Source organism: Nonomuraea sp. NPDC049158 (assembly GCF_040648335.1).
In the GTDB taxonomy this organism is placed as follows: Bacteria; Actinomycetota; Actinomycetes; order Streptosporangiales; family Streptosporangiaceae; genus Nonomuraea.
Window position 1 is genome coordinate 134,869 of the sequence record NZ_JBEZDM010000022.1, and the last position, 18,458, is coordinate 153,326.

Consider the following 18,458-nt stretch of genomic DNA (forward strand, 5'->3'; position numbering starts at 1 on the left):
GACGGTTGGTGCGCATGGCGACGGTTCTCGTAGTGGAAGACGATGAATTCGTCCGTTCGGCGATCATCCGCGAGCTGGCCGGCCGGCAGCACGCGGTACGCAGCGCGGGCTGCGCCCTGGACGCCCTGCGGGAGATCTCCCAGAACCCGCCCGACGCCGTCATCCTCGACCTCGGCCTGCCCGACCTCGACGGCTCGGAGGCGCTGAAGATGGTGCGCGGCATCTCCGACGTACCGGTCATCGTGGCCACGGCCCGCGACGACGAGGCCGAGATCGTCAGGCTGCTGGAAGCGGGAGCCGACGACTACCTGGTCAAGCCGTTCTCCGGTGACCACCTGGGTGCCCGGCTGGACGCCGTACTGCGCCGGGCCAGGTCCGCGCCGCCGCCACAGGTGCTGCGCGTCGGCGGGCTGGTGGTCGACGTCAACCGGCGGGCGGCCGCGCTGGACGGCGGGCCGCTCACGCTGACCAGGCGCGAGTTCGACCTGCTCGCCTACCTCGCCACGCGGGCCGACCGGGTCGTCGCCCGCAAGGAGCTGCTGACCGAGGTCTGGCACCAGGCGTACGGGGACGACCAGACCATCGACGTACACCTGTCCTGGTTACGCCGCAAGCTCGGCGAAAGCGCCTCGAACCCCCGCTACCTGCATACCGTCCGGGGTGTCGGCTTCATGCTGTCCGCGCCCCGATGAGGCGGGCGCTGGCCGTGCTGATGGTCGCCGTCACCTCGATGGTGGCGCTGGCCTTCCTGGTGCCGCTCGCCCTGATCGTCAAGGAGACGGCGCAGAGCAGGGCGGCCTCCGGTGCCGAACGCCAGGCGTCGGCGCTGGTCCCGGTGCTGGCCCTGAGCACCAAGACAGACGACCTCGCCCACGCGATGGCGCGTACCGAGGCGGGCCGGCGCGGCCTGCTGGCCATCCACGTCAACGGCGGCCCGACCACGGGCACGTCCCGTGCCCCGGCCGCCGACGTGGCGCGGGCGGCGGCGCAGACCAGGGCCGACACCGTCGAGCTGCCGGCGGGCCAGGTGCTGCTCCGGCCGGTCGCGCTGGACGGTGACCGGGGCGCGGTGATCGAGGTCTTCGTGCCCGCCGATGACCTGAACCGGGGGGTCGGCACGTCGTGGGCGGTGCTGACCGGTGTGGCCGTGGTGCTCGTGCTCGGTTCGGTGCTCGTCGGCGACCGGCTGGGCGCCCGCGTGGTCCGTTCGGCCCGCCGGCTCGGTTCGGCGGCCACCGCGCTGGGCGCGGGCGACCTGAGTGAGCGCATCTACCCCGAGGGGCCGCCGGAGCTGGTCGCGGCGGCCAACGCGTTCAACGCGATGGCCAACCGGGTCACCCACCTGCTCGCCGCCGAACGCGAGCTGGCCGCCGACCTGTCACACCGGCTGCGTACGCCGCTCACCGCGCTCCGGCTCAGCCTCGACCAGCTCGGCACGCAGGCCGAGCCGAGCAGACAGGCGCTGGCCCGGCTGGAGGGCGAGGTGGACACGATCATCTCCGCGGCCAGGCGGCCGTCGCGCGCCGACCGGGTCTGCGACGCGGCGGAGGTGCTGCGCGACCGGCTGACGTTCTGGTCGGCGCTGGCGGAGGACCAGCAGCGGCCGTGGCAGCTCATCGGCGCGACGCTGCCGGTACGGGTGCCGGTGCCCGCCACCGAGCTGACGGCGACGGTCGACGCGCTGCTGGGCAACGTGTTCCGGCACACGGCCGAGGGGACCGCGTTCAGCGTGTCCTTGCACGAGGGCAAGGACACGGTCGGCATCCTGATCTCCGACGCCGGGCCCGGCATCGCGGATCCGGAGGCGGCGTTGGAGCGGGGCACCAGCGGCGCCGGCTCGACCGGGCTCGGCCTGGACATCGCCCGCCGCCTGGCGGAGTCGACCGGCGGGTCACTCCGGCTGGACCGCTCGTCGCTGGGCGGGGCGCAGGTCCAGGTCTGGATCCGCCGCACTGAAAAGGCACCTAAGTCAACCTTAAGAGCGGTTTAAAGAGCATTTTTCGCCCCTTTTCATGCTTCAACGTGATCTACATGCAGATCAAGCGCAAGGCGCTCGCCGCCGCCACCCTGACCGCTGCCACACTGCTCGTCCTGACCGGTGTCGCCGACGCCCACGGCACCATGAACAACCCGCCCAGCCGGACCCTGGTCTGCTACAACGAGAACCCGGAGAGCCCCAAGTCCGCCGCCTGCAAGAAGGCCGTGGAACTCGGCGGCACCCAGCCCCTCTACGACTGGAACGAGGTCAACCTGGCGAACGCCGCGGGCCGGCACCGCGAGCTCATCCCGGACGGCAAGCTGTGCAGCGCGGGCCGCGACAAGTACCGCGGCTTCGACCAGGCCCGCGCCGACTGGCCCGCCACCAGCATGTCGAGCGGCGCCTCGTTCACCTTCCGCTACCGGTCGACCGCTCCGCACAAAGGCTCCTTCGAGCTGTACGTCACCAAGGACGGCTATGACCCGTCGAAGCCGCTGAAGTGGTCGGACCTGGAGTCGAAGCCGTTCCTCACCCAGCGGGACCCCGCGCTGACGGACGGCGCCTACAACCTCCAGGGCAAGCTGCCCGCCAAGCAAGGCCGCCACCTGATCTACTCCATCTGGCAGCGCAGCGACAGCCCCGAGGCGTTCTACTCCTGCTCGGACGTGACCTTCGGCGGCGGCACGACCACTCCGACCACCGGACCCACCACCGCCCCGACCAGCAAGCCCACCACGCAGCCGACCAGCGCTCCGCCGGCTCAGCAGCCCGGCGGCATCGCCCTGTCGGCGATCAACGCGGGTGCCGGGGTCAGCCCCGCCTCGGCCAGGGTGGGCGGGCAGGTGACCGTCACGGCGGTGTGCGGCGGGTCCAAGGTACGCGGCGTGGCCTCCGGCGCCTTCAACCCCCGCCAGGCGCTCGCCCCGGCGCCGACCGCCGCCTGGACGCCGTCGTTCAGGGCCGCCCGAGCAGGCACGTACCCGGTGATCGTCTACTGCCGGAACGGCGGCCAGGCCCGCACCGTCCTTACCGTACGGGCCTGAGCGGCGCCCCCCGACCGTCCTTATGTGGACAGCTGTGACAAATGGGTCTTCTCAGGATCAAGTCCGCTAGTTACGTTCAGGCAGCGCGGCTGTTTACGGGGCTGTCCGCGCCTGCCATACATCCCAGACCGGGATAGCGACCTGACCTCTGTCCACCCCCCACGGAGGACCCCCCGATGAAGCTCCTCACGGCATTAGGTGCTCTCGCGCTGGCCTTACCCCTGGTGCTCAGCGCCCCCACACCGGCGGCCGTCGCGGCGGCACCGCCGAACATCTCGCTCACCAACGTCAAGGCCCACCTGACGCAGCTGCAGACGATCGCCACCAACAACGGCGGCACCCGCGCGCACGGCCGGCCCGGCTACCTGGCCTCGGCCAACTACGTGAAGGGCCAGCTGGACGCCGCCGGGTACACCACGACGCTGCAGTCGTTCACCTACAACGGCGCCACCGGCTACAACGTGATCGCCGACTGGCCGGGCGGCGACCCCAACGACATCCTCATGACCGGCTCCCATCTCGACAGCGTCACCGCCGGACCCGGCATCAACGACAACGGCTCGGGCTCGGCGTCGATCCTGGAGGTCGCGCTGGAGGTCTCGCGCCAGGCGCTGCAGCCCACGAAGCACCTGCGCTTCGCCTGGTGGGGCGCCGAGGAGCTGGGGCTGCGCGGCTCGCAGTTCTATGTGAACAACCTGGCGGCCGCCGAACGTACCAAGATCAAGGCGTACCTGAACTTCGACATGGTCGGCTCCCCCAACCCCGGCTACTTCCTCTACGACGGCGACAACTCCGACGGCACCGGCTCCGGGCCGGGCCCGGCCGGGTCGGCGCAGCTGGAGCAGACCCTGGCGGCGTACTTCTCCTCCATCGGCGTCCCGACCCGCGGCACCGACTTCGACGGCCGCTCCGACTACGGACCGTTCATCGCGGTCGGCATCGCGGCGGGCGGCACGTTCACCGGCGCGGAGGGGATCAAGTCGAGCGCGCAGGCGCAGCTCTGGGGCGGTACGGCGGGCCAGGCGTTCGACGCCTGCTACCACCGGTCCTGCGACACGACCGCCAACATCAACGACACCGCGCTCGACCGCAACGCCGACGCCATCGCCTACTCCGTCTGGACGATCGCCACCGCCACGCCGCCCGTGACCGTCTGGTCGGACACGTTCGAGAGCGCCAACGGCTGGGTCACCAACGCCGGCGGCACCGACACCGCGACCACCGGCCAGTGGGAGCGCGGCGACCCGGAGGCGACGACCTCCAGCGGCACCAAGCAGCTCGGCACCACGGTGAGCGGCACGAACGACCTGGTCACCGGCAGACTGGCCGGGGCCAGCGCGGGCGAGAACGATCTGGACGGCGGCACCACCTCGATCCAGTCGCCGGCGATCACCCTGCCGACCGGCGGGACGCTCAGGCTGTCGCTCTCGTGGTATCTCGCGCACGGCAGCAACGCCTCCACCGCCGACTTCTTCCGCGTCAGGGTGGTGGGGAACACGTCCAGCACGGTGTTCCAGCAGCTGGGGGCCGCGAGCAACCGCGACGGGGCCTGGAGTACGGCCACCGCCGACGTCTCCGCCTTCGCCGGGCAGAGCGTCCGCATCGTGATCGAGGCCGCCGACGCGTCAGGGGCCAGCCTGGTCGAGGCGGGCGTGGACGACGTCAAGATCACCCGGTAGGGAGATGACCCAATGAGCCCGGGCCGCGCGGGGCCTGGGCTCATTGCTGTCCGGGCACGTGGGGTTGCCGTCCGGAGGCCCGGAGGGCGGCGGCCGTACCGTCGATGAACGCGCGCAGCCCGTGGTCGAAGGCCTCCTCCCCGAGCGGATCACCGCCCTCCAGGAGGGCCGCGATCAGCGGGGCCGAAGCCCCGCGATCGGGCCGGGCCGCCAGGGCGGCGAGCCGCTCGCCCGGCGGAGCGGCGGAGTCCTGGCGCTCCGCCCGCACCTGTCTCTGCAGGACGAAGCCGTTGACATAGTGGGTGATACCGGTGATCGTCCGCAGCGCCTGAGCCGGCGTGAATCCGCGCTCGACCATGGCGCTCAACTCCTCATCGAACATCCGGACCGTCGCCGGCCGGAGCTGAACCGCGGCGCAGACGATGCGGGCGCCGTCGCGGTGCGCGAGCAGCGAGTCCCGGTAGGCGCGGGCGCGCCGGGCGAGCCACTCCTGCCAGGACTCTTCGTCGCCGGGCGGTCCCATCCCGGAGGCCAGGATGATCGCGTCGGCCATCCCATCGAGCAACTGCTGTTTGGTGCGGATGTGCCAGTAGAGCGCGGGCGACTGGACGCCGAACTCGGCGGCGAGCCGGCGCACCGTCAGCCCCTCCAGCCCGACCTCGTCGAGCAGCCGCAGCGCCGTCTCGATCATCGTTTCGCGACTCAATCGGGGCCGCGTGGCCCTGTTCATCAATTATTAGCTTAGTTCCGCCAAACGGGCCGTCACCTGCGGTTCTCCGTTTCCAGTGGTACGCGATGGCAGCGCGGGGCACATGTGACTGCCGTCCGGCTTACTCCCGGTTTAGACCCGCCGGGATTGAATCGGAGCAACTCAGCTGGAGGACATAGTGACGCCCACGCGTTCTGACCACCCAAACGAGGACCTGTCGATCGGACCGGACGAGCCGCGCAGGCGCGTCCCACGACCGCTGATCGTTGCCGCGACCGCCGCCCTGATGGCGACGAGCGGGATCGGAGTGGCCGCGGCGGCGTCGGGAACACCGGCGGAGACGCCGACTCCCACGCCCACGGTCACGGTCAGCGAGACACCCACCGAGACACCCACCGAGACGCCGACCGAGACCCCCACCGCGACCGAATTGCCGCCGATCAGCCCGTGGGGCTTCGTCGGCGCGATGCACGGCGAGTTCGCGGTGGCGACCAAGGACGGTTGCGGCGTCGTCACGCTGCTCGCCCAGACCGGACAGGCGACCGCCGTCGCGGCGGACTCCATCACCGTGAAGAGCCAGGACGGCTTCGAGAAGGTGTACGCGATCAGCGAGTCCACCCGTACGATCGAGGGACGCCGCGGTACCAGCAAGATCAAGGAGGGCGACTGGGTGTCGGTGACCGCCACCACCGACAGCGACACCGGCGCAACGCCCCCCGCCGAAACGCCCACACCGACACCCACCGAGACGCCGACCGAGACCCCCACAGCGACCCCTACAGAGACGCCGACCGAAACGCCCACCGAGACTCCGACCGAGACGCCTGCGGAAACACCCACAGCCGCGGCGACCTTGGCACCCACCGAGACCATCGCACCAACAGCGACGGCGACGGCCGCTTACGTCTTCGACCTGTCGAGGCCCACCAAGAACTTCCGGAGCCACGGCTGGTGGCAGTCGAAGCAGTGGTGGATGAACCCGCCGACCTGGCGGACCCCGACCTCCTGCCCCACACCCACCGAGACCGTGACCCCGCCCGAGACCCCCACAGATACCCCAGATACCCCGACCCCGACCCCGACCCCGACGATCTCCGAGACCCCGACTCCTACCCCGAACTCGTGAGCATCCGGTAGCGGCGCGGCTCCTGTCCCGAGCAGCCCCCTCACCACCCCGGAAGTGCTCCGACCAGCCGCTCCACCCCTGAAGCGCGGTGGGGCGGCCGATGCGAAGCGAACCTCGCAGCCCACCTTCGGTCTCACCCGCGCGCCGCCTATCATCGGACGCCGGGGGTCCAGACATGTTGCGGGCGTTCTTCAAGACCGAGACCGGCGGCACCAGCGTGCTGCTGGCGGCCACCCTGCTTGCCCTGCTGTGGGCGAACTCCCCCTGGGGCGGCACGTACGAATCCTTCTGGCACACCGGCATGGGCCTGTCGTTCGGCAGCGCCACGTTCGAGCTCGACCTGCGCCACTGGGTCAACGACGGCCTCATGACCGTCTTCTTCTTCCTCATCGGCCTGGAGATCTCGTACGAGGCGCGGCTCGGCCAGTTGCGGGATCGGCGGCTGATCGCGGTGCCGACGGTGGCGGCGCTGGGCGGGATGATGGTGCCCGCCGCTGTCTACCTGGCGCTGAACGCGGGTGGGCCCGCGGCCGGTGGGTGGGGGGTGCCGATCGCCACCGACACCGCGTTCGTGCTCGGCATGCTCGCCATCGTGGGCGCGCGGTGCCCGGAGCCGTTGCGGGTGTTCCTGCTGACGCTGGCGATCGTCGACGACGTGCTGGCGATCATCATCATCGCGCTCTTCTACACCGCGAGCCTGGACGTCATCGCCCTGGTGGTCGCGGCGGCGCTGCTGGCGGCGATCATGACGCTGCGGTGGCTGAGGATCTGGCGGGCGCCCGCGTACATCGTGCTCGGGTTCGCGCTGTGGGTGGCCACGCTGGAGAGCGGCGTGCATCCGACGCTGGTCGGCATCGCGCTGGGCATCCTGGTGTTCGTGTACGCGCCCAGCGACCGCAAGTTGCTCCGCGCCGACGAGGCCGTACACGAGTTCACCAGCGACCCGAGCCCGCAGGCGGCCAGGGTGGCGGCGCGCACGCTGCGGCGGGCCGTGTCCGTCAACGAGCGGCTGCAGCTCCTGCTCCACCCCTGGAGCAGTTACGTGATCGTGCCGATCTTCGCGCTGGCCAACGCGGGTGTCCGGCTCGACGCCGAGGCGCTGCGCACGGCTTTGACCTCGCCCATCACGATCGGGGTGGCGGGCGGACTGCTGCTGGGGAAGTTCGTCGGCATCTCGCTGGGCACCTGGCTGCCGCTGAGGTTCGGCTGGGGGATCCTGCCCGGCAACCTGGTCTGGGGGCAGTTGCTGGGCGGGGCGGCGGTGTCCGGCATCGGGTTCACGGTGGCGCTGTTCATCGTGGACCTGGCCTTCGACGATCCGGCGGTGCAGAGCCAGGCGAAGATCGGCATCCTGGCCGGTTCGCTGCTGGCGGCGCTGATGGGTGGGGCGATCTTCCGGATGGCCTGGGACCGGGGCGGGGTGTGCGCGCCTCCCGACGCCGAGCCGGAGGAGGAACTCCCCGTACTGCTGACCGAGCCCGTGGGACCCGGCGACCACATACGGGGGCCGGCGGACGCGCGGGTGACGATCGTGGAGTACGGCGATTTCGAGTGCCCCTACTGCGGCGCTCTCCATCCGGTCCTGAGCGAGCTGCTGCGGAAGTCCGCCGACGTGCGCCTCGTGTTCAGGCACTTCCCGCTGCGCACGGTGCACCCCCGGGCCTTTCCCGCCGCGGTGGTCGCCGAGGCCGCGGCGAGCGAGGGCCGGTTCTGGGAGATGCACGACACCCTCTTCGACAACCAGCGCTTCCTGACCGACACCGACCTGGCCCGCTACGCCGCCGAGCTGGACGTCGAGCCGTGGCCCGACGTGCCCGCGCAGGCCGCGCGAGTCGACCGGGACGAGGAGTCGGGCCGCGCGAGCGGCGTCCGCGGCACGCCCACGCTGTTCCTGAACGGCGTCCGCTACCAGGGCGACCTGGATCTCCGTTCGATCACCAGGGCAGTGGAAAGCGCGCGTCGATCCCCGTAAGGTCGCGTCTCGACGAGAGTCCGCTCGAAAGTGCGTGCGTGCCGGAGCCGAAAGACGAGGACATATGTCATTAGCCAATCTGATCTACCTCATCCTCCGGTTGCTGATGGGCAGCCTGCTGATCGTGGGTGTCGTGCTGACGGCCAAGGCGAAGGCGGAGCACGGCCGGGCGGCCACCTTGGGGATGTTCGGCTGTATCGCGCTCCTGTTCCCCGAGCTCATCAGCATCGTGCGCCTCTTCTCGCTGGACAGCCTGATCCGCGCGGTCGGCGTCAACTCGTTCAACATCGTGCTGGCCGCGATAGAGACGATCAGCACGCTCATCACCGCAGTCGGCGTGGGGTTGCTGATCTGGGCCGTGGTCGCCCGCCGCACACCGGCCCAGCCGCCGCCCGAGTGGCAGCCGCAGTCCCCGCCGCAGCCGCCCCCGAGCCAGCAGCCGGGCTGGCAGGACCCCGAGCGGCCCGGATGGCAGAACCCGCAGGGCTAACCGGCCGCCCGATCGCCAAGGAATGTGACAATGTCTGGATAAAAGCTCTCTGCGGACGTCCGAGGGGATCATGACTCCAGAGCCGCCGGATCAGCCCGGCCCCGACCCCAACCGGACCATCAGGCACCGCTGGCCGCAACCCGAGCCATCCCACCAGGACCCCGGCCAGAGCCCTTACACCCAGCGCCTGCCGTACACCCCCGACATGCTCCCCGACGTCCCCCAATACGAGGCCAAGCCGCCGAAGTCGGGCTGGTGGTGGGTGGTCGTGGTCGGTGGGATCGCGATCCTGGTGGTCGTGGTGGCCGTGGTCGCCCTCCTGTGGGCCCGGAGCACCGTCGAGCCACCCGTCAAACCGGGCTCGCCGCCGACCGTCAAACCGGCCTCGCAACGGGTCACCGACGCCAAGGCCCAGGTCTCGTACCTCATCCCGGCGGGCTGGACGAAGGCCGATCGGCCGTCCTACACCTCGGGCATCGCCGCGGGCGGCGCGGTCGTGGTCGCCTTCCCGCAGCAGCAGGGCGGCATCGGCGGCGCCGCCACGTCCGAGCAGTTGCAGGCCAGGGCCGACGCCGTGGCGCTGGACACGGCCCGGCGGTTCCTGCCCGACCTGGGCAGCCGGGACGGCCTGCGCACCCGGGCGCTGGAGGTCGGCGGCCAGCCGGCGGCCACGGCGTCGTTCCGGGTGGTGTTCAAGAGCGCCACCAAGGATCCGGCTTATGTCCGCATCGTGGCGGTGCACACCGCCGACGGCGGCCTCTCCTACGTGTACGGCAGCACGGTGCCCGACGGTGACGCCGCCCGCCGGGCCCTCGACGGGGTGCTCGACAGCGTCACGCCCGCGTGAAGTCCATGGTCCAGTTGGTCTCCCAGGTCTGCCCGCCGTCCGCCGAGAAGGCCTGCTCCCACCGGCAGGAGTCCAGGCCGCGCGTCCAGATGAACCGGCAGCGTACTGACGCGCCCTCGTGCTGTTCCTCGCCGTAGAACTCGCCCCGGTCGCCGTCGAAGGCGCCGACCATGGGCGTCGTGTCGAGCGAGCCCCTGGAAGTGCTCGCCCAGTAGATCGACCACTGCTTGGTCGCGGGGTTGAAGATCCGGATGGTCAGCCCGGAGAACCCCCTGGTCGGGCACTTGATCTCGTCGAAGCTCGCCGCGCCGTCGAAGTGGCGGCTGGCCACGCTGATGCCGGGGAACTCGTCCCACTCGTCACTGCCTGTCAGCGGCTTGACGAGCCTGCGGTTGATGACGTTCCAGGAGCCGGAGAGGAAGTCGAAGTCGTTCATGCGGACGAACGTAGACCCGGGTCACTGACAGGTAGTGTCAGTGAAATGCGCGCTTCCCGGCTGGTCTCCCTCCTCCTGCTGCTGCAGACGCGCGGACGCATGACGGCCCAGGAGCTGGCCGAGCGGCTCGAGGTCTCCGTGCGCACGATCTACCGCGACGTCGAGTCGCTGCACACCGCGGGCATCCCGCTGTACGGCGACGCCGGGCCGAAGGGCGGCTACCAGCTCCTCGACGGCTACCGCACCAGGCTCACCGGGCTGACCACGGACGAGGCCGAGTCGCTGTTCCTCGCCGGGCTGCCGGGCCCCGCCGCCGAGCTGGGACTGGCCGCCGTGGTGACGGCCGCGCAGCTCAAGCTGATGGCCGCGCTGCCCGTCGAACTGCGCGACCGGGCCGGGCGGATCCAGGAGCGCTTCCACCTGGACGCCCCGACCTGGTACCGCGACCCGCAGCCGGTGACGCACCTGCCCGCCGTGGCCGACGCCGTGTGGAACGAGCGCGTCCTGGAGGTCAGATACCGCCGCTGGCAGGCGCCCCAGGAGGTCGAGCGGCGGCTGGAGCCGTACGGGCTGGTGGTCAAGGCCGGGCGCTGGTACCTGGTGGCACGGTCCGGTGAGCAGGTGCGTACCTACCGGGTGTCGCAGATCCTCGGCCTGCACGCGCTGCCCGAGCGGTTCACCCGGCCCGACGGCTTCGACCTGGTCGCCTACTGGCAGGAGTACCTGTCCGAGTTCGAGGCCCGGCTGCGGTGGGGCGAAGCGGTGGTCCGGCTGTCGCCGCAGGGGATGCGGCTGCTGGCCAACCTCATGACGCCCGGGGCCGCGGCGGCGGCGAAGGAGAGCGCGCAGCCGCCGGACGGCGAGGGCTGGACTCGGGTGACGGTCCCGATCGAGTCGATCGAGCACGCGGCGGGCGAGTTCCTCCGGCTCGGCACGGACGTCGAGGTCCTCGCTCCCACCGAGCTGCGCGACCGCGTCGCCACCACGGCCGCGGAGCTGACCCGCCGCTACCGCTGAACGCGTCGCGACGACTCGGCCTGCCAGCAGTGCGTCCAGTGCCCCTCGCTCACCTCGGTACGGCCGGGCACCCGCTCCGAGCAGACCGGCAACGCCACCGGGCAGCGCGGATGGAACCGGCACCCGCTCGGCGGCTCGATCAGGCTAGGTGGCTCGCCGTGGCGCGTCGCCGCCGGTGCCGTCACCCGGTCGGGGTCGGGCGCCGACTCCAGCAGCAGCTTCGTGTAGGGGTGGGCGGGCGACTGGGTGAGCGTCTCGCCGTCACCGCTCTCGATGAGCCGCCCGGCGTACATCACCGTGATGTCCTCGGCGAAGTACCGCGCGCCGGCGATGTCGTGCGTGATGTACAGGAGCGCCAGCCCGCTCTCGTCGGCCAGTTTCTCCAGCAGCCGCAGCACGCCGAGCCGGATCGACACGTCGAGCATCGACACCGGCTCGTCGGCGATGAGCGCGATGGGCCGCACGGCCAGCGCGCGGGCGATCGCCACCCGCTGCCGCTGCCCGCCCGACAGCTCGTGCGGCATCTTGTCCATGAACTGGTCGACCGGTGTGAGGCTGACCCGTTCGAGCAGCTCGGCGACCTGCTCCTGTTCGTGCGCGTCCGAGCGGACATGTCCGTGGATGCGCAGCGGTCGGGCCAGGTGGTAGCGGACCCGGTGGAACGGGTTCAGCGACGCGAACGGGTCCTGGAAGATCAGCTGCACCTGCCGCCGGTAGTCGCGGAACGCCGCCCCTCGGTGCGCCTTCACCCGTTCGCCGCGCAGCAGCACCTCACCCGAGGTCGCCGGGTACACCTGGGCGAGCAGTCGCGCCACCGTGCTCTTGCCGCAGCCGCTCTCGCCGACCAGCGCGGTCACCGTCCCGGCGCGCAGCGCCAGAGACACCTCCTCGACCGCGCGCACCGGGGGCCGCCTCCCGAATCGGCCGCGCGGGCCGCGGGCCGCGGTGAAGTGCTTGGTGAGGTTCCGGCCCTCCAGGATGATCTCGCCGCTCACCGGCGCACCCCCTTGTCGTCGTTCAGCAGGCACGCGACCTGCCCGTCCGCGCCCGGGACCAGCTCGGGCCGGCGCACCGAGCAGGTGTCCATGGCGAACCGGCAGCGCGGATGGAAGGCGCAGCCGGGTGGCAGCGAGCGCAGGTCCGGCGGGGTGCCCGGGATGCCGAGCAGCTCCTCGCGCGGCCCGTGCAGCCGGGGGAACGAGCGCAGCAGACCCAGCGTGTACGGATGGCTGGGCGCCTTGTGCAGCGCCTTGGCCGAGCCCGTCTCCACCACCCGGCCCGCGTACATGATGGCGATCCGGTCGGAGATCTCCATGAGCAGGGACAGATCATGCGTGATGAACACGACCGCGAAGCCGTACTCCTCCCGCAGCGTCCTGATCTCGTGGAGGATCTCCCGCTGGACGACCACGTCGAGCGCGGTGGTCGGCTCGTCCATGATGATGATCTCGGGGTTGAGCGCCAGCGCGATGGCGATCGCGGCGCGCTGGCGCATGCCGCCCGACAGCTCGTGCGGGTAGCCGCGCCGCCGGTCGGCGCTGATGCCGACGCGTCCCAGCAGCTCGACCGTCCGCTCGACGCGCTCCTTGCGCGACATGCGCGGGGCATGGACGCGGAGTACGTCGTCGATCTGGTCGCCGATGGTGCTGACCGGGTTGAGCGCGTTCATGGCGCTCTGGAAGACGACCGCCAGTTCCTTCCAGCGGAAGGCACGCAGCTCGCCACGGCCGAGTCCCAGCACGTCGACCGACTCGCCGTCCCTGCGGTGGTAGACGACGGAGCCCGAGGTGATCGCCGCCGGTGGGCGCAGCAGCCGGGCGACGGCGTTGGCCAGCGTCGACTTGCCGCTGCCGCTCTCCCCCGCCAGGCCGAGGATCTCGCCCCGGCGCAGGTCGAGCGAGACGTCGGAGACGGCGTGCACGGCGCCGCTGCCCGACTGGTAGTCCACGCTGAGCTGCCGGATCTCCAGGACGTTCATGCGCGGGCCTTCCGGACCTTGATCGTCCGCAGTCGGGGGTTGGCGATCTCGTCGATGCCGAAGTTGACCAGCGCCAGCCCGGTGCCGATCAGCGCGATGCACAGCCCCGGCGGGATGAACCACCACCATGCCCCGATGAGCAGCGCCTGCCCGTTCTGTGCGAAATACAGCATGCTCCCCCAGCTCACGGTCGACAGGTCGGCCAGGCCGAGGAAGGACAGCCCGGCCTCGGCCAGGATCGCGCCGACGACCGTGGCCAGGAAGCTGGTGGCGATGACGGGCAGCAGCACGGGCAGGATCTCGAAGCAGATGATCCGCAAGGGCCCCTCGCCGCTGGCCCGGGCCGCCGCCACGAAGTCGCGCCGCCGTACCGAGAGGGTCTGGGCGCGCAGCACGCGGGCACCCCAGGCCCAGCCCGTGACGGCGATCACCACGGCGACCGAGGCGACGCCGCGCTGCGGCAGGTAGCCCGCCAGCACGATGATCAGCGGCAGCGAGGGCAGCACCAGGAAGATGTTGGTCAGCACCGAGAACGTCTCGTCGATCGCGCCACCGAAGTAACCGCCGACCAGGCCCACCGCGACGGCCAGCACAGTGGCGATCACCGCCGACAGCAGGCCGACGCCCATCGAGATCCGGGCGCCGTACACGATCTGGGTGAGGATGTCCTGCCCGGTCTGCGTGGTGCCGAGCCAGTGCGCGGCCGAGGGGCCCTGCAGGCCGTCGTCGCTGGTGGCGGCCGGGTCGGCGCCGATGAGCAGCGGCCCGACTAGCGCCATCAGCGCGAAGAAGACGAGGATGCCCACGCCGATCTTGATCTTCATTGGGCCTCCTGCCGGGTGCGGGGGTCGAGGACCACGTACGCGAGGTCGGCCAGGAAGTTGGCGACGAGCACGGCCAGCGAGATGACGAGGAAGATGCCCTGCATGAGCGGAAAGTCCTCGTTCTCTACGCCTTTGAGGAGCATCGACCCGATTCCCGGATAGGAGAACACGATCTCGGTCAGCACCGAGCCGCCCACCACGAAGCCGAGCGACAGCGCGAAGCTGGTGATGTTCGGCAGGATCGCGTTGCGGGCCGCGTAGGCCCACATGACCCGGCGGCTGGTCAGCCCCTTGGCCTCGGCCATCACCACGTAGTCCTCGCCGAGCGTGGTCACCATGACGTTGCGCATGCCGAGGATCCGGTCGGCCATCGAGGCGACCACGATCGTGACGGCCGGCAGCGTCGCGTGGTAGAGCACGCTCGCGGCGAACTCCCCGGTGAAGCCGGGCACGACCTCCAGCCCGTACGCCCGGGAGACCGGAAACCACTGGAGTGTCACCCCGAAGACGAACACCAGCGCCAGCGCCACCCAGAAGTACGGCACCGCGTGCATGAACGTGGCGGCGGGCAGCACCCCGTCGAGCCAGGTGCCGCGCTTCCACGCCATCAGCACGCCGAGCGAGGTGCCGACGAAGTAGCTGATCAGCGTGGCCACGCCGACCAGCCCGACCGTCCACGGCAGGCTGTCGGCGATGACGGTAGACACTTCGGTGGGAAAGAAGGTGATCGAGCGGCCGAGTTCCCCATGAGCGAGATTGCCCAGATAATCCAGATACTGCTGCCACAGGCTCGCGTCGCTGATCCCGAAGGCCCGCCGCATCGCGTCGATGGCGGCGGGGTCCACGTTGTCCCTCATCCGGGCGACCAGCAGCTCGACCGGGTCCCCCGGCATGAGCCGGGGGATGAGGAAGTTGAGCGTGACGGCGGCCCAGGCCGTCAGGAGGTAGAACCCGAGCCGCCTGGCGAGAAACCTCACTTGGCCGCCGGCTTCAGGTGGAGCAGGACCACGGCGGCGTCGGGCGAGGTGAACGGCGAGGGCATCGCGTACGGATCCTGCTCGGAGGGCCAGCCGACATACTTGTTCGTCCGGTACTGCGACCAGGCCGGGCTGTAGAACAGCGGCACCGTCGGCAGCTTCTCCACCATGATCTTGCCCAGCCCTTGGACGGCCTTCCGCTGCGCGGCCTCGTCCTCGGTGGCCGCGTACTCGTCGATCAGCTTGTCGGTCTCGGCGTCCTTCCACCGCTGGTAGTTGCCGGTCCCCGGCTTGCCGACCGGCTGTGCCAGGTCGCCGTAGAGCATCGAACGCATCTGGAAGTACGGCGTGGGCCCGGAGGGCGTGGCCCTGATCGACAGGTCGTAGTCACCCTTGCCGACCTTGGACACCCAGTCCGCGAACGCCACACCACGCGTGTCCACCTTGATGCCGATCTTGGCCAGGTCCTCCCTGATGAGCTGGGCGGCGTTCACCCAGTCGGTGAACGGCGAGGGCACCAGCAGGGTGAAGCTCAGCTTGGCCGGGTCGACGCCCTTGAGCAGCTCCTTGGCCTTCTCGAGGTCCACCTTGAAGGCCGCGTCCTTGTACTCCGCGGGCAGGTAGGCCTCGCCGCCCGGCATCGGCACGCTGGTCGGGTGCGCCGGCTTGGTGTAGCCGCGCTCGGCCACCCGGACGATCTTGTCCCGGTCGACGGCCAGGCTGATGGCCTGCCGGACCTCGGGCTTGGCCAGGATCGGGTTGGCCTGGTTGGGCAGCAGGTTCACCACGCCCTCGGGTGGGAAGAAGAACTTGTTGATCTCCGGCTTGCCCTGGACGTAGATCTTGTCGATGTCGGGCACGAACGCGCCCGCCCAGTCGAGCTCCCCCTGCTGAAGCGCCGTCTGCACCGCGTTGGCGGTGTAGGCGGGGAACTTCAGCGTCGGCACCTCCGGCTTGCCCGGCTGCCAGTAGCCCGGGTTCTTCTCCATCTCGTAGAGCTGCGCGCTGAACTTCGACAGCTTGTACGGCCCGGTCCCCACCGGCTTGGGATTGGTGAACGTGACCGGATCCTGCTGCTTCTGCCAGAGGTGCTTGGGCACGATGGGGGTGTTGCCGGCGATGTTGTAGAGCTTGGCGTACGAGGTGGACTTGAAGGTGAGCCGCACCTTGTCCGGCGCGAGGACCTTGGTGCCCGCGATCTCCAGCGCGCTCCTGTTGAGCTGGGCGTTCTTGCCGAGCAGGTCGAAGGAGAACGCCACGTCGTCAGCGGTGAACGGCTGCCCGTCGGTCCACTTCACCCCCTGACGCAGGGTGAAGGTGACCGTCTTGCCGTCGTCGGACCACGCGTGCTCAAGAGCCAGCCAGGGGGTGACCTCGCCGGGCTTGAGCTTGTTGAAGAACTCCAGCGTCTCGTAGATCATCCCGGAGGTGCCGAAGTTCACGTTCTCCAGGTGGTACGGGTTGAAGTCCTCCTGGAAGGTGCCCGCGTCCACCGCGTGAATGACTAATGGCGGCGAACCGGCGATGTTCTTGCTCGTGGAGCCGCTGCTCGAACAGCCCGCCACCGCGACGGCCAGCGCCGCGGTGACCACCAGGCTTCGTTTCATTGAGGTGCTGCCTTTCCGAGATAACGCGCCCGGAGGTCGCGGGAACCCTTCGGCGCGGCGAACGCCTGGGCCCGGCGGAATCCGGCTGGTGCGCCGCGCACGATCGTCAGCGCGCGGTAGTAGTCCACGTACGGGAAGCCGTACGTCTCGCCTCGGGCGTACGCGTAACCCGTGATCGCCTCCGACCAGACCTCGTAGGCCTCCTCGGACAGGTCGACGAACACATCGGGCGTGTAGCCGTCGGCGTCCTCCCAGTTGTCGGCGTAGTAGAGCTCGCTCGCCCAGTACGCGGGCAGGTCGCGCTCAAGCGTTTTCAGGCCGCCGTAGAAGCGGGCGTCCCGCACGATCCGGTGGGTGCGGGCGTGGTCCTTGTGGATGGACTCGCCCCAGTGGGTGAGGATGACGTCCGGTCTGAGCTCCCTGATCAGGTCGCCGACCCGCATCTTGACGTCCTCGTCCTCGGGCAGCAGGCCGTCCTCGTAGTCGAGGAAGCGCACGCTGGCGCCGATCGCCGCGGCGAAGGTCTCCGCCTCGGCGCGCTTCTGCTCGGCGTACTCGGGGATGGACAGGCGCGGGTGGCCGCGCTCCCCGAGCGTGAGGTGCAGCAGCGTCGCGCGGTCGCCGCGCAGGACGTGCTGGGCGAGCACGGCGCCCGCGGTCAGGTCCAGGTCGCCCGCGTGGGCACCGATGGCAAGCACGTGAGTCACGCCGATCGCCTCATCACCTGGAAGCGCCTGGTGACCTCATAACCGGCCCTGCTGTAGAGGTGACCGGCCGGGCTGGCCTCGCCGGTCCACAGGAACCAGGAGCTGTGCAGGGTTTCGGCCCGCATCATGGTCATGGTCAGGTGGAGGAGGATCTTGCCGAGCCCGGTCCCCCGCTCACCCGGATCGACCCCGAACGGCCCGAACCTCTCAGGAATCCCCCGGTACGCCCCATATAACGCGAACCCGACTATTTCCGCTTTTTTCGCGATGATCATGCGTTTGGTGTCGCGGTGCTGCCTGATCGCCTCGCCCCAGTCCGGATTGAAGACGTCGGCCGCGAACCGGATGAGCTCCGGCAACTCCCCCTCACGCGGGCTGCGGAAGGCGTACCCCTCGCTCTCCCGCTTGGCCCGCAGCGCGTGCACCTCGTCGGGCGTCACGTAACCGACCAGCGTCCGGTCCATCGCAACCGGCGAGTAGAGCGTCTCGAACCCCAGCCCCTCCAGCAGCCGGTACCCGTCGGGGTAGAGCGCGGCGTCGGCTCCCGGCAGCACGTAGTTGGGCGTGTAGGAGGAGAAGTCGATCCTGGTCCTGCCCTGGGCTTCGAGGAAGGCGACCGCCTCGCCGAGCAACCGCCGCCCGAGCCCGGCCCCCCGGTGCTCGGGCGCCACGAAGAAGAACGGGATCCAGCCCGCCTCCGGCTCCAGGTCGGTGCCCGGGGCGAGCGGGGTCAGCCGGCGCACGGCGTACGCGCAGCCGGCCACGCGCCCGTCGATCACGGCGACCCGCAGCCCCTCGGGGTCGAAGTTGGGGTCGAGCAGTACGCAGTCACGGAACCAGCCGGAGGTCGTGGGGTCGCCTGGCATGCTCTGATTCCAGGCGTCTATGAGGGAGACCTCGTCCCCCGAGGCGAACGCGCGGACAGTGACCATGGGGGTCCTTTCACCCTGGGCTCTGCTTTCCCACCCTCCCCAGTGATGAAGACCAAGGTCAAGACGAATCAGGAAAAAATTTTCTCCGTCGAGGTTGGCCTAGAAACTTCTTTTCGCCTCCGGTAAGAATGGAACG

The 18,458-nt window shown here is 70.3% G+C and carries 18 protein-coding genes; 9 read left to right on the top strand and 9 right to left on the bottom strand.

The window, feature by feature from the left end; genetic code table 11:
• Positions 1-14 precede the first annotated feature (14 nt).
• The 4 genes from AB0B61_RS37120 (at position 15) to AB0B61_RS37135 (ending at position 4,700) form a co-directional block, all read left to right on the top strand.
• Positions 15-692: a response regulator transcription factor gene (locus AB0B61_RS37120; protein ID WP_358442286.1), complete on the top strand. Its 678-nt coding sequence runs from the start codon at positions 15-17 to the stop codon at positions 690-692.
• Positions 689-1,990, top strand: coding sequence for a HAMP domain-containing sensor histidine kinase (locus AB0B61_RS37125; RefSeq protein WP_358442289.1), 1,302 nt, complete (start codon positions 689-691; stop codon positions 1,988-1,990). Before AB0B61_RS37120 ends, AB0B61_RS37125 begins: the two co-directional genes overlap by 4 nt.
• A gap of 41 nt (positions 1,991-2,031) precedes the next feature.
• Entirely contained in the window at positions 2,032-3,021 is a 990-nt protein-coding gene (locus AB0B61_RS37130) for a lytic polysaccharide monooxygenase (protein WP_358442378.1), read from the top strand.
• Between the two features lie 176 nt (positions 3,022-3,197).
• Entirely contained in the window at positions 3,198-4,700 is a 1,503-nt protein-coding gene (locus AB0B61_RS37135) for a M28 family peptidase (RefSeq protein ID WP_358442292.1), read from the top strand.
• 40 nt (positions 4,701-4,740) lie between these two features.
• Here AB0B61_RS37135 and AB0B61_RS37140 read toward each other — a convergent pair whose 3' ends face one another.
• The gene (locus tag AB0B61_RS37140; RefSeq protein WP_358442294.1) at positions 4,741-5,391 is read right to left on the bottom strand and encodes a TetR/AcrR family transcriptional regulator C-terminal domain-containing protein; all 651 of its coding nucleotides are present in this window, start codon (positions 5,389-5,391) and stop codon (positions 4,741-4,743) included.
• A gap of 196 nt (positions 5,392-5,587) precedes the next feature.
• Between AB0B61_RS37140 and AB0B61_RS37145 the strand changes: the two genes are divergently transcribed.
• The 4 genes from AB0B61_RS37145 (at position 5,588) to AB0B61_RS37160 (ending at position 9,844) form a co-directional block, all read left to right on the top strand.
• On the top strand, positions 5,588-6,535 hold the full coding sequence (locus AB0B61_RS37145; protein WP_358442296.1) for a hypothetical protein: 948 nt from the start codon (positions 5,588-5,590) through the stop codon (positions 6,533-6,535).
• Positions 6,536-6,710: 175 nt separating this feature from the next.
• Entirely contained in the window at positions 6,711-8,507 is a 1,797-nt protein-coding gene (gene nhaA / locus AB0B61_RS37150) for a Na+/H+ antiporter NhaA (protein ID WP_358442298.1), read from the top strand.
• 64 nt (positions 8,508-8,571) lie between these two features.
• Positions 8,572-8,997 carry a hypothetical protein gene (locus AB0B61_RS37155; protein ID WP_358442300.1) on the top strand — a complete coding sequence of 142 codons (426 nt, stop codon included), beginning with the start codon at positions 8,572-8,574 and terminating at the stop codon, positions 8,995-8,997.
• A gap of 70 nt (positions 8,998-9,067) precedes the next feature.
• A complete protein-coding gene (locus AB0B61_RS37160; protein WP_358442302.1) occupies positions 9,068-9,844 on the top strand; it encodes a hypothetical protein in 777 nt (258 codons plus the stop codon).
• On the opposite strand, the gene AB0B61_RS37165 is transcribed toward AB0B61_RS37160, so the two are convergent.
• Positions 9,831-10,280 (bottom strand): hypothetical protein, encoded by a 450-nt coding sequence (locus tag AB0B61_RS37165; protein WP_358442304.1) that lies wholly within the window; start codon positions 10,278-10,280, stop codon positions 9,831-9,833. The two genes, AB0B61_RS37160 and AB0B61_RS37165, sit on opposite strands and share 14 nt — an antisense overlap.
• Positions 10,281-10,325: 45 nt before the next feature.
• On the opposite strand from AB0B61_RS37165, the gene AB0B61_RS37170 reads away from it, so the two are divergent.
• On the top strand, positions 10,326-11,297 hold the full coding sequence (locus tag AB0B61_RS37170) for a YafY family protein (protein ID WP_358442307.1): 972 nt from the start codon (positions 10,326-10,328) through the stop codon (positions 11,295-11,297).
• Here the strand turns inward: AB0B61_RS37170 and AB0B61_RS37175 are convergent.
• Genes AB0B61_RS37175 through AB0B61_RS37205 form a run of 7 tightly spaced genes read right to left on the bottom strand, consistent with a single transcriptional unit; the run spans position 11,288 to position 18,322 of the window.
• A complete protein-coding gene (locus tag AB0B61_RS37175; RefSeq protein ID WP_358442309.1) occupies positions 11,288-12,292 on the bottom strand; it encodes an ABC transporter ATP-binding protein in 1,005 nt (334 codons plus the stop codon). The two genes, AB0B61_RS37170 and AB0B61_RS37175, sit on opposite strands and share 10 nt — an antisense overlap.
• Positions 12,289-13,275, bottom strand: coding sequence for an ABC transporter ATP-binding protein (locus AB0B61_RS37180; protein ID WP_358442312.1), 987 nt, complete (start codon positions 13,273-13,275; stop codon positions 12,289-12,291). The genes AB0B61_RS37175 and AB0B61_RS37180 overlap by 4 nt, the downstream gene beginning before the upstream one ends.
• Entirely contained in the window at positions 13,272-14,099 is an 828-nt protein-coding gene (locus AB0B61_RS37185; RefSeq protein ID WP_358442315.1) for an ABC transporter permease, read from the bottom strand. The genes AB0B61_RS37180 and AB0B61_RS37185 overlap by 4 nt, the downstream gene beginning before the upstream one ends.
• Positions 14,096-15,076 carry an ABC transporter permease gene (locus tag AB0B61_RS37190; protein WP_358442317.1) on the bottom strand — a complete coding sequence of 327 codons (981 nt, stop codon included), beginning with the start codon at positions 15,074-15,076 and terminating at the stop codon, positions 14,096-14,098. The genes AB0B61_RS37185 and AB0B61_RS37190 overlap by 4 nt, the downstream gene beginning before the upstream one ends.
• A complete protein-coding gene (locus AB0B61_RS37195; RefSeq protein ID WP_358442319.1) occupies positions 15,073-16,683 on the bottom strand; it encodes an ABC transporter substrate-binding protein in 1,611 nt (536 codons plus the stop codon). The genes AB0B61_RS37190 and AB0B61_RS37195 overlap by 4 nt, the downstream gene beginning before the upstream one ends.
• Positions 16,680-17,390, bottom strand: a complete 711-nt coding sequence (locus AB0B61_RS37200) for a PIG-L deacetylase family protein (protein ID WP_358442321.1) — start codon at positions 17,388-17,390, stop codon at positions 16,680-16,682. The genes AB0B61_RS37195 and AB0B61_RS37200 overlap by 4 nt, the downstream gene beginning before the upstream one ends.
• Complete coding sequence (locus AB0B61_RS37205; protein ID WP_358442323.1) at positions 17,387-18,322, bottom strand: GNAT family N-acetyltransferase; 936 nt, start codon at positions 18,320-18,322, stop codon at positions 17,387-17,389. The genes AB0B61_RS37200 and AB0B61_RS37205 overlap by 4 nt, the downstream gene beginning before the upstream one ends.
• Between the last annotated feature and the right edge of the window lie 136 nt (positions 18,323-18,458).

What these genes read in the sequence shown, in the direction of transcription:
- AB0B61_RS37120 (WP_358442286.1), top strand. Translation starts at nt 15, where the DNA reads ATGGCGACGGTTCTCGTAGTGGAAGACGATGAATTCGTCCGTTCGGCG.
- AB0B61_RS37125 (WP_358442289.1), top strand. Translation starts at nt 689, where the DNA reads ATGAGGCGGGCGCTGGCCGTGCTGATGGTCGCCGTCACCTCGATGGTG.
- AB0B61_RS37130 (WP_358442378.1), top strand. Translation starts at nt 2,032, where the DNA reads ATGCAGATCAAGCGCAAGGCGCTCGCCGCCGCCACCCTGACCGCTGCC.
- AB0B61_RS37135 (WP_358442292.1), top strand. Translation starts at nt 3,198, where the DNA reads ATGAAGCTCCTCACGGCATTAGGTGCTCTCGCGCTGGCCTTACCCCTG.
- AB0B61_RS37140 (WP_358442294.1), bottom strand. Translation starts at nt 5,391, where the DNA reads ATGATCGAGACGGCGCTGCGGCTGCTCGACGAGGTCGGGCTGGAGGGG.
- nhaA (WP_358442298.1), top strand. Translation starts at nt 6,711, where the DNA reads ATGTTGCGGGCGTTCTTCAAGACCGAGACCGGCGGCACCAGCGTGCTG.
- AB0B61_RS37155 (WP_358442300.1), top strand. Translation starts at nt 8,572, where the DNA reads ATGTCATTAGCCAATCTGATCTACCTCATCCTCCGGTTGCTGATGGGC.
- AB0B61_RS37160 (WP_358442302.1), top strand. Translation starts at nt 9,068, where the DNA reads ATGACTCCAGAGCCGCCGGATCAGCCCGGCCCCGACCCCAACCGGACC.
- AB0B61_RS37165 (WP_358442304.1), bottom strand. Translation starts at nt 10,280, where the DNA reads ATGAACGACTTCGACTTCCTCTCCGGCTCCTGGAACGTCATCAACCGC.
- AB0B61_RS37170 (WP_358442307.1), top strand. Translation starts at nt 10,326, where the DNA reads ATGCGCGCTTCCCGGCTGGTCTCCCTCCTCCTGCTGCTGCAGACGCGC.
- AB0B61_RS37180 (WP_358442312.1), bottom strand. Translation starts at nt 13,275, where the DNA reads ATGAACGTCCTGGAGATCCGGCAGCTCAGCGTGGACTACCAGTCGGGC.
- AB0B61_RS37185 (WP_358442315.1), bottom strand. Translation starts at nt 14,099, where the DNA reads ATGAAGATCAAGATCGGCGTGGGCATCCTCGTCTTCTTCGCGCTGATG.
- AB0B61_RS37195 (WP_358442319.1), bottom strand. Translation starts at nt 16,683, where the DNA reads ATGAAACGAAGCCTGGTGGTCACCGCGGCGCTGGCCGTCGCGGTGGCG.
- AB0B61_RS37205 (WP_358442323.1), bottom strand. Translation starts at nt 18,322, where the DNA reads ATGGTCACTGTCCGCGCGTTCGCCTCGGGGGACGAGGTCTCCCTCATA.